Genomic DNA, 10327 nt, shown 5'->3' with positions numbered 1-10327 from the left:
TAAAGTAGACAATTTTTTTATTGTGAGGAGGTTTTATGAAGGGTAAGGTCTTATTGCTAACGGCACTTTTACTACTTGCTGCAGTTCCAGCATTTGCAGCAGGCGCTCCACAAGCGGCAAGCTCGCTTAAAGAATATTACATGCTTGTAGCTATGGGTGGAGCAATCGGTCTTGGACTAGCTGCTGGGGGTGGTGGTATTGGTCAGGGCCATGCTGTTAACGGTACAGTCTTGGGTACTGCAAGAAACCCAAGTCTTTCTGGAAAGTTACTTACCGTTATGATGATTGGTCTTGCTATGATCGAGTCACTGGTCATCTATATGCTTGTTATTGTTTTGATTATTTTCTATGCAAATCCATTTCATATTGTGTTTTAAATTTTGAAACTATTTTTAAAAGAGGGTCTATTGGCCCTCTTTTAAACCTCATTTCTACCTAGCTTAAGCTTTTTATCAACATAATTTTCAACTAATTGAAAAATTATTTGCGTTTGTTTATTTTGTGCCATTGTGGAAAATATCTTTTCTAAGTATGATTCTCTAGTTATCCTTTCAAATGTGTAAATAAAATTAATATCAAAAACCCAGCTTAGATGTAAAACTTTTAAATCCATTATGGTTTTTAAATCTTCATATTTGACAGGTTTTTTATTTAAAATACTTTTATAAACATTATCTGAAATAAAATTTTTGTTTTCCAATTCAAGATTTATAGCACTATTTGGCTTTTTAGATATATAGTTTTGCGTAATAATTCGATATATATCAATTTTATCAGCGTCTCTTACAACTTTTGATAAAAAGTTCAGTTTGTAATCGACACATTTAGGTAATTGAGCTTTATTATGATTTTCTATAGCTTTTATTATTATGTTTTTTGTATAATCATTTATATTTTTAAGCAAATTGTTTTCTAATATAACTTTAATAGAAAGCTCAGCATGGTCTTTAGATATTCTATCATTAAATGTATTAAAAAGCGCATATTGCTCAAATCTTCCGATATCATGAAACAAAGCAATCATGTATGCGCTAAGCCTGCATTCACTGTTTTTTCTATAATATTGCATGATTTTTAAGGACTCTTTGCAAACATTGTACGTATGAATACGTTTTAATTCCAGGTTTTCCTTTTTTTCTGAATAATTTTTTATAAAATCATCAACATAACTTTCAAACCAGAGTTTTAATTTTATAACCTGACCTATGCTGAGTTTTTCAAGTTTATTCATCGAATAGGAATTATATCACAAATGTTAAATTTTAAGCTATTTATTTTTTAGCTTTTCCAAACCCAGTAAAGCTGTTGGCAACACAAATAAAACCATAAATAGTTGAGCAAATAAACCAGAAATAATCGCAATTGCAAGTGGCTTTAACATATCAGATCCATGTCCTAAATTAATTGCGATAGGCATTAAAGATAAAATTGCAATTAAGGTAGACATAACTATTGGTCTCATTCTATTTTTACCAGCATTTATAATAGCTCCAACATTATTTCTTGTTTCTATAAATTCTTTGTATTCGCTAATATAAAAAATTGCAGTTTCTGTGTTTATACCCACACTCATTATAAGGCCCATTATAGATGTTATATTTAATTGAGTTTTTGTTACATATAAACCTATAAAGTCCGCTGCTAAAGCCAAAAGTGACATTAATAAAATTAAAATTGCCAATGAAAATTCCTCATACATAAACAATAACACAACAAACACCAAAACAACAGCGCTTACAAGCACGATAAAAAGGCCTGCAAAAGCTTTCTTTTGCTGCGCATAAAGACCACCAAACTCATAATATACGCCTTTTAAATTTAGTATTTGAGATTTGTTTAAATCCTGCTTAACCTGACTTACTGCCTGACCTAAGCTTGTACTGCTAATTCTTGCAGTTACTGCAATCATATTTTTTAAATTATCGTGTACAATTTCTGGTTGTCCAGACACAATCTGTAAATTTGCCATACGCTTTAGAGGTATAAGCTTACCATCCTGAGTTCTTATAGGAAAATTTTCTATATCTGTAATGTTTCTCCTAAAATTTTGAGGTGTCCAAACCCTTACACCAATTATTCTTGGGCTTTCCAATATATATGTTGCATCAATTCCATTTAAGTATTGATTTAGTTGTTGTGTAATGTAGTTAGGATCAACACCTTCTATTGCAGCTCTTGATCGATTAATTTCAATATTTAAAGCGTCTCCAGCCAATACAACACCACTTTTTACATCTACTACACCTGGCACTTTTGATATTATATTGGCAACTTTGGGTGCAAGGGAAAGTAGCTGAGAATAATTGTCTGAATAAATTTTGATTTCAATTGGTGAAGGAGTACCAACTAAATCGCCTATCATATCTTCCATTAGTTGTGACATATCTATATGCACACCTGGCACTGTCGTTTCGATTTTATTTCGTATATCATTCATTATTTTTTGGACAGATGGTCTTGGAAAAGGTTTTAATTTTATGAAAAAATCTCCTGTGTTTGGCTCAGTTAAGCCACCCCCAAGCTGCAATCCAGTTCTTGCGGTGTAGTTTTGAACATACTTGTTTGATTGTATAATCTTTTCAATCTTGCTAAGCGTATGCTGTGTTTCATTTAAAGATGTACCAGGTTTTGTGACATAATCAAGAACAAATCCACCTTCATCCATAGACGGCATAAAACCACTTCCAATATTTTTAAAACTATAAATACCACATATAACTAAAATTAAAACAAGTAAATATATAATAACAGGCTTTCTAAAAGAAAAATTTATTGCATTCTTGTATAATTTTGCCAAAAAATCAACAATTATGTTTTTCTTTTCTTTACCTATACCACGGTATAATAGTTTTCTTGCTATTATTGGCACCAAAACAACCGTAACTAAAAAAGAAATTACAAGGCTCATTGCCATAGTAATAGAAAGTGTCTTAAAAAATGCGCCCGTTACGCCTGATAAAAACGCAAATGGTATAAATATTACAGTTGTAGAAAGTGATGAACCTAAAAGTGGTTTTAAGAAATCCTTAACAGCTAAAGGTATAACTTTTGATATATCTTCGTTTTTGCGTTCTTCAACAAAACGCATAATATACTCAATCATAACTATTACATCATCAATAATTAAACCCACAGCAGCTGCAATACCACCTAATGTCATGATATTAAAACTCATTTTAAAAACATATATTAAAAGTATTGTGGTAAATAAGATCGTAGGTAAACTAATTAGAAGCGTAACTGTTATTTTAAAGTTGTTTAAAAAAACAAGTACAATAATAATAGAAAGAATAATACCTATAATAATAGCATCCCTTAAGCTATGCGTAGAAGAAACTATTAGTTTACTTTGATCATACCACTTGGCAATTTTTATACCACCTGGCAATTTGCTTTTAAACTCATGCAACTTCTTATCTACATCATGAGCAATTTGAACTGTATTGCCTTGAGGTGATTGGATAATTTGTACAATAACAGCATTTTTACCATTAGCAACAACCTTGGTCCAATTAGGAACAATGGATTTTTTTATGGTTGCTATATCACTTAAACGCACAATACCATTAGAGCTAGTTTTTAAAACTGTATCTTCAATTGATTGCATATTGTGCAATTGAGATTTAGAAACTGCTAAATAAAGCTTATAGTAATCTTCAAGCCTGCCAACAGCACTAATAACATTTGAATTCGACAGAGATTTTATCACATCGCTCATTGTTAAATTGTAAGTGTAGAGTTTCATTGGATTAACTAACACATGGTATTCTTCTTTTTCGCCACCTTGAACCTGGACATTTGCGACACCTTTAATATTTAAAAGCAAAGGTTTAATCTCGTATAAAGCTATATCCCTTAACTCTACAAGTGAATGATTATCTGATGTTAAACTATAAGCAATAGCCGGATAAACGGTTGGATACATCCTAATTGCATGAAATGTAGTACCTTTTGGTAATGTTGGCAAAATTCCATTAAGAGCAGATTCAACATTTAATAGATTAACATTCATATTTTGTCCCCAACCAAAATCCAGTATAAATTCTGCAGAACCTCTGCTGGTTGTTGATCGAATATGCACTACATCTGGCACAGCTCTAAGCGTCTGCTCAACTTTCTTTGTAACTTCAACAACCATTGTATTTGCAGGAATATCGCCACTATCTACCGTTACTCGTATGCGAGGAAATTCAACATTTGGAAACAAAGCAACAGGTGTTTTAAAAGTCGCAAAAACGCCGCCAAAAACAATTACAATGATTAAAAATATAATCGCTTTTTTCTTTCTCCACAAAAGTTCCTGAAATTTCATTTTTGAACCTTTACATTCATATTATTTTTTAATTCATATGCTCCTTGTGTTACAACCATGTCTTTATCTGTAAGATCGGCTGATGAAACAAGTGCGTAGTTTTCATTCTTTAAAATTACATTTACAACATGCTTTTTAGCTACACCGTTTTTTACTGTATATATCACATAATGGCCATTTTCGTACAACAAAGCAGATTTTGGCACACCAAGGCCTGTCTTTGTAAAAATCGGTATATTAACTTCTACATAACTATTCAAGATTAAATCTTTTTTCGTATCAGGCAAAATGTAAATATTTATCAGGTGGGTTGCAGGATCAATAATATTTGATATCGAAATAATTTTGCCTGTAATTTTTTTATTATAATCAATTAATGAAATTGTAGCTGTCAAATCTGGCTTTAAAAAATTAATATCTTCTGGCTCAACACCGCACTTTATAGCAATATTCTTAACATCTGCTATCGATAAAATTGGACTGCCAGATACCACACTAGAGCCTTGCGTATAATTGATTTTGGTAACAACGCCATCTATATTGGAGTAAACTTTATCCGTATACGTTTTTTTTAAATTATCATAAATTATCCTAGCCTGATTTAATGCATTTTGGGCATTTAAAATATCCTGCTTGCTTACAAGATGGAGCTTAAATTTTTCCTGTACAATTTTTAAATTTTCTCTTGCCGAATTTAGTGAGTTTTCTGCCTGCATTAATTGAGACTGCACAGTTGGAGACGGTATTACACTAAAAAGCAATTGACCTTTTACTACATTTTGACCATCAACCACATATAGCTTGTTAATGGTAGCATCAAAATTTAAAGAAACGGTGTTGGCAGTGCCAGGTTTTGATTCAACAATTCCATAAGCTACTATATATTTTGACATTGTTTTAACTTTAATGGGTGCCACATTTACTGTAGCAATGAGAGTTTTATTGGACAGGTTATCTGGGGTTGATTTATTTTTATTGAATAAATATGCTACAATAAAAATAATTATAATTGCAATACCTACAATTGCCAATACAACTCTTTTCATTCCTCACCTACCTAAATTTTTTTTCCTGATGCAATTTCCAAAGCTATACGCATACTGTATAAAGATTTTTCTAAATTTAATATGTTAATCTTTTTATCAATTACATCATTTGAATTTTTATAAAATTCGATTATGCTTATATAACCATTTTTATACGCTTGTTCATAATTAGTTAAAAGTTTTGAGCTATCATTGTAATCTACATTTAAAATTGCAAGCTGATGTTGAATATTTTTTATATCAGATACAAGTCTTTTTATATCAAACCTTGCTGATATAATCCTAAATACATATTCATCATACATCTTTTTTCTTGTAGCTTCTTGTAAATTTATCTGGGCTTTATTTGTATTAAATATAGGAAAGTCTATAGAAACACCAATACCCAATGTTTGTACATTCGACGTATCACGACTAAAAGGAAAATTTATAGAAATTTTTGGAAATTGCTGGGCAAAAGCAAGGCGTGTTTTTTCTTCCTGGGACTGATAGGCTAATTTATAAGCAACTATATCTACCCGATTTGTTACATTACTATATAAATCTTCAAGATCCGGTAAATCAAAATTATTGTTAGGCACAAAATTAATTTTTAATTTTGCACTTAAAGGAATGCCCAGTATATTATTTAAACTATCATTTTCTTTTTCTAACATGGTTTTAGTGTCTAGATATTGAATTTTCGATTTTTCGTACTCATTTTTTGCTAATTGCAAATCACTTAATAAAACAAGATGTTTATTATAGGCTACCTTTACAGTATCGTAAATTTTCTTATAAAGGTTTAATTTATCTGATAGCTCTTTCAATATTAGTTCTAAATAATATATGTTTGCTACCTTTATTTTTGAATCCTGCATAATTTGGTATGCATTAAAATTATAGCTTAATTTTTTTGACTCGTATTCAAACAAAGCACTTTTTACTTTTAAATTATGTGAAAATATCCAATCAATTGGATAAGAAAGTCCAACTGAATATCCATTGTATGTATTGACAATATTTCCAGCTACAGGAAAACTCGTATCAAATGAAATGCTCGGATTTGGTATTGTTTTTGAAATACCAATTTGAGCTTCTGCAATTCTTAAATTATCTCTTTCAATTTTTAAAGTTGGGTTAAGAATTATAGCCAGACTTGCAATATCATTTTCATTCAACGACTCATTATTTTCAAGTTTTGTTAAAATAATTTTACCTCTGGGATACTTCATGAGTTCTTTTTTATCAATATGACTTATTTTTTTGTTAATCTGGGAATTATTTATTTCTAATGGTTTATATACAGCACAAGCTGACACAAAAAAAACCACAGCAAAAAAACCAAAAAAAACACGTTTTAACATACCTACACCACCCTAGTTGATTTTACTTTCTAATTTATTTCACGAATCTTACAAGATTTTAATGTTGGAAAATTATACAAAAAATAGTTCCGCAAGTCAACTTGCTTTTTACCTTTATTTTTGCTTCATGTGCTTTAATGATTGCTTTTACCAAAGAAAGTCCAAGGCCTAAGCCTTGTTTAGATCTACTTTTATCTGCTCTATATAGTCTTTCAAAGATATATGGTAAATCTTTAGCATCTATACCTATGCCTGTATCACGTATAAAAAGGCATATTTTATCATTAATTTCCAATGCTTTAATTGAGATTTTGCCGTTTGGTTTGTTGTATTTTATTGCATTATCCATTAAATTAGATAATGCTTGTCGCAATCTATTAAAATCACCATATATGTATATATTTTCATTACATTTTACGCTTAAGTTCATACCATTTTCTTCAATTACATAATCGTATAAATCAATAACATCGTCTATGAGCTTTTTAAGCTGTATCTTTTCAATATTTAACTTTAATGAACCTGTTTCAATTTGTGATATATCTACAATGGCATTTAATAATGTTAATATTTTGTCAGATTCATCAAGACAACTAAGTAATGCATCTTTTGGGTTTAGTTTAGATTGTTCGCTTAATGCAAGCTCGCTGGTAATTTTAATTCTTGTTAGAGGTGTTCTTAAATCATGAGCTACATTGTCAATTGTTTCTTTTAAAGACTTTACAAGTACTTCAATTTTATCAAGCATCTTATTTATGATAACGCTTAAATCGTAAAGTTCATCCTGAGTGTTTTCTACCTTTATACGTTCATTTAATTTACCTGTATTTATAATATACTGAGCTGTCTGCGTAATACTTTTTATTGGTAAAAGTATTTTTCTTAGAGCAATAAGACCACCAATTATACCCAAAAGCATAGTGAATAAAATCATACCGAAGAAAATTTCTCTAAAATTCTCAAGTAGCTCTTCTGTACCTGCTACATCTTTGCCTATTATTATAGTATAACTATCCGTCTTATAAATCTGAAATTTAAATGTTCTATTGCTATGCTTTAGGGTAAAAAAAGTTTTTTTAGATTGAATTTTTTCGATTATTATTTTTTTTGGCGGTAAGTTTTTAAAAATTTCATTTGTATATATTGGTTTATTTTTTATAAATACTTCAATGAAAAAATTTTCCTTCTCTTTATGGCTAATATGTTTTCTAATATTAGTGATGCCGTATTTTTGAGCATCAAGCAAAACTTTTTCCATTTCAAGACTAATGGAAGTGGTTTCTTTATCCCTAAGTGTTGCAGAAACTATAAAATAAGCCAACAAAAACAAAAAAATGGCGTTTGATATAAATATAGCACTATACCATAGTAAAATTTTAACAGATATCTTCGAGAAAAAACTATTTTTCTTTAAGAACATAGCCTACGCCATGTACTGTGTGAATGAGTTTTTTATCAAAAGGATCATCTATTTTTTTTCTAAGTCTATGTATAAGCACATCAACAACATTTGTCTGAGGATCAAAATCATATCCCCATATACTTTCTAAAATCATAGTTTTTGTAACAATTCTTCCTGCATTACGCATCAAATACTCAAGCAAAGAATACTCTTTTTTTTGCAATTCTATCGTTTTGTCTTCTTTTGTAACCTCTCTTGTTAATATATCCAGGCTCAAATCCGCATATTGCAAAACCGTTTCTTTAATATTGTTGACTCTTCTATAAATGGCATTAATGCGCGACAAAAGTTCACTAAATGCAAATGGTTTTGTTAAATAGTCATCTGCACCAAGTTCCAAACCTTTTACTTTATCATCCGTGGCATTTTTTGCACTAAGTACAATAATAGGTATTTTATTAGATTTTTCTCTTAATTTTTGAATTAGTTCAAAACCATTTAATTTAGGTAGCATAATGTCGATAATAGCTATGTCGTAATTTTCGTTCATAAGAAAATAATATGCATCTTCACCATTATCAAAAACTTGAATAATGTAACCTAATTCCTTAAAACCCTTAGCTATAAAGCTACTTATCTTTTCATCGTCTTCAACTAAAACAATTTTCATAGCGTCACCCTCTTATCTTTAGTTTGTTTTGTTCTTATAAATAATATTACAAAAAATAACGGTAATGTAAAGTAAATAATTAAATGAAATACATCCTGATAACCCATAATTGCACTTTGTGCTAACAGCAAATTGTTCATTAAATCAATCGCCGCGTGGTAACTATCTGCAAAAGAAAACCCACGTGTAACTAAATATTGCCTTGTGCTATCTAAAAAATTTTGAAAAATAACGCTCGATTGACTGAAATTTTGAACCAAAGCATCTCTATGGAAAACTTCTCTTCGCTGAAGCATCGTTGCAGCAAATGATATACCAATAGAACCCCCAATATTGCGTGCAAAGTTTATTACACCACTTGCATCTCCCATATCTTCTTTTTTTAGAAACTTATAAGCAACTAAATTGATTGGTATAAACATAGCTGGCAACCCAAAACCCATAATAATCCTTGCCCATGCAAACACATCAAATGAAGCTGTTAAATTAAATTCTGACATTAAATACAACGAGTAAACAACTAATAAAATACCGCCACCCACAAGTATTTTGATATTTATTTTATTTGACAACTTGCCTATTATGGGTGCAATAATTAAACTTGCAATACCACCTGGTGCAATAGCATAACCAGCTTTAAGTGCATCATAACCCATAAGAGTTTGAACCAATATAGGCAAAAGCGCCAATGATGAATATAGCACAAAGCCAGTCATAAACATTAAAAAAACACCAATAGAGTAATTAGCATCTTTAAATAGTTTAAATTTTATTATAGGTTCTTTGGAAAAAGAATTCTTTATGATAAACATAGAGATAAAAAAGAATGCAAACAAAGCCAAAATCACAATTAAATTTGAGTTAAACCAATCTTTATTCTGACCCTGATCAAGCATGATTTGAAGAGATGCTATTCCAATGAAAATAAAACTCAAAGCTAAATAATCAATTTTTAGTTTTGGGTTCGCTTTAGCATACGGAGGATTTTCTATAAGCATCATAGTAAGAGTAGTGGCTAAAATACCAACTGGAACATTGATATAAAAAACCCATCGCCATGAATATTGATCAGTCAGCCACCCACCAATTACAGGACCGAGTATTGGTGCAAAAATTACACCAATTGAAAAAATACTCATTGCCATACCGCGTTTTTTTTCTGGAAAACTCTCCATAAGAATTGCCTGCGAAACAGGCTGTAGGCCACCACCAGCAAAACCCTGTAATGCTCGCATAACAAGCAAAAAATAAAAATCAAAAGACAAACCACATAGCGCAGAAGATATCGTAAACAAAACTATGCTTCCAATAAAATAACGCTTTCGTCCAATTTTTTGTGAAAGCCATCCGGTAATGGGCAATATCATTGCATTTGCTGCAAGGTATGATGTTAAAACCCATGTAGAGTCTGTTACAGTAACTGAAAGAGAACCCGCTATATGAGGCAATGCCACATTTGCAACAGATGTGTCAAGCACCTCCATAAATGTGGCTAACATCACCGTAAGAGCTATCACATAGGGGTTTACTTTCTGTTGTGCCATCTATAGC

At 30.7% G+C, this 10327-nt stretch carries 8 protein-coding genes; 1 reads left to right on the top strand and 7 read right to left on the bottom strand.

Features of this window, described 5'->3' with window-relative positions; translation table 11 throughout:
* Window positions 1-35: 35 nt before the first annotated feature.
* A complete protein-coding gene (locus tag ACP5FO_RS07800; protein WP_025392226.1) occupies window positions 36-377 on the top strand; it encodes an ATP synthase subunit C in 342 nt (113 codons plus the stop codon).
* A 41-nt stretch (window positions 378-418) separates the two neighbouring features.
* Here ACP5FO_RS07800 and ACP5FO_RS07795 read toward each other — a convergent pair whose 3' ends face one another.
* From ACP5FO_RS07795 to ACP5FO_RS07765, 7 genes are read right to left on the bottom strand one after another with little or no spacing between them, the layout of a single operon-like run.
* On the bottom strand, window positions 419-1231 hold the full coding sequence (locus tag ACP5FO_RS07795; protein ID WP_428110798.1) for an HD domain-containing protein: 813 nt from the start codon (window positions 1229-1231) through the stop codon (window positions 419-421).
* A 36-nt stretch (window positions 1232-1267) separates the two neighbouring features.
* The gene (locus ACP5FO_RS07790; RefSeq protein ID WP_428157309.1) at window positions 1268-4312 is read right to left on the bottom strand and encodes an efflux RND transporter permease subunit; all 3045 of its coding nucleotides are present in this window, start codon (window positions 4310-4312) and stop codon (window positions 1268-1270) included.
* Complete coding sequence (locus ACP5FO_RS07785; protein WP_428157308.1) at window positions 4309-5358, bottom strand: efflux RND transporter periplasmic adaptor subunit; 1050 nt, start codon at window positions 5356-5358, stop codon at window positions 4309-4311. Before ACP5FO_RS07785 ends, ACP5FO_RS07790 begins: the two co-directional genes overlap by 4 nt.
* 11 nt (window positions 5359-5369) lie before the next feature.
* A complete protein-coding gene (locus ACP5FO_RS07780) occupies window positions 5370-6704 on the bottom strand; it encodes a TolC family protein (protein WP_428110775.1) in 1335 nt (444 codons plus the stop codon).
* A gap of 58 nt (window positions 6705-6762) precedes the next feature.
* Window positions 6763-8124, bottom strand: a complete 1362-nt coding sequence (locus tag ACP5FO_RS07775; protein ID WP_428110774.1) for a sensor histidine kinase — start codon at window positions 8122-8124, stop codon at window positions 6763-6765.
* Window positions 8105-8776, bottom strand: a complete 672-nt coding sequence (locus tag ACP5FO_RS07770) for a response regulator (RefSeq protein ID WP_428110773.1) — start codon at window positions 8774-8776, stop codon at window positions 8105-8107. Before ACP5FO_RS07770 ends, ACP5FO_RS07775 begins: the two co-directional genes overlap by 20 nt.
* Window positions 8773-10320 carry a DHA2 family efflux MFS transporter permease subunit gene (locus ACP5FO_RS07765; protein ID WP_428110772.1) on the bottom strand — a complete coding sequence of 516 codons (1548 nt, stop codon included), beginning with the start codon at window positions 10318-10320 and terminating at the stop codon, window positions 8773-8775. The genes ACP5FO_RS07770 and ACP5FO_RS07765 overlap by 4 nt, the downstream gene beginning before the upstream one ends.
* Window positions 10321-10327: the final 7 nt, after the last annotated feature.

This window comes from Desulfurella sp. (assembly GCF_049977265.1).
In the GTDB taxonomy this organism is placed as follows: domain Bacteria; phylum Campylobacterota_A; class Desulfurellia; order Desulfurellales; family Desulfurellaceae; genus Desulfurella.
Note: the sequence above shows the minus strand (reverse complement) of the source record. Positions and strands in the feature narration are given on the sequence as shown.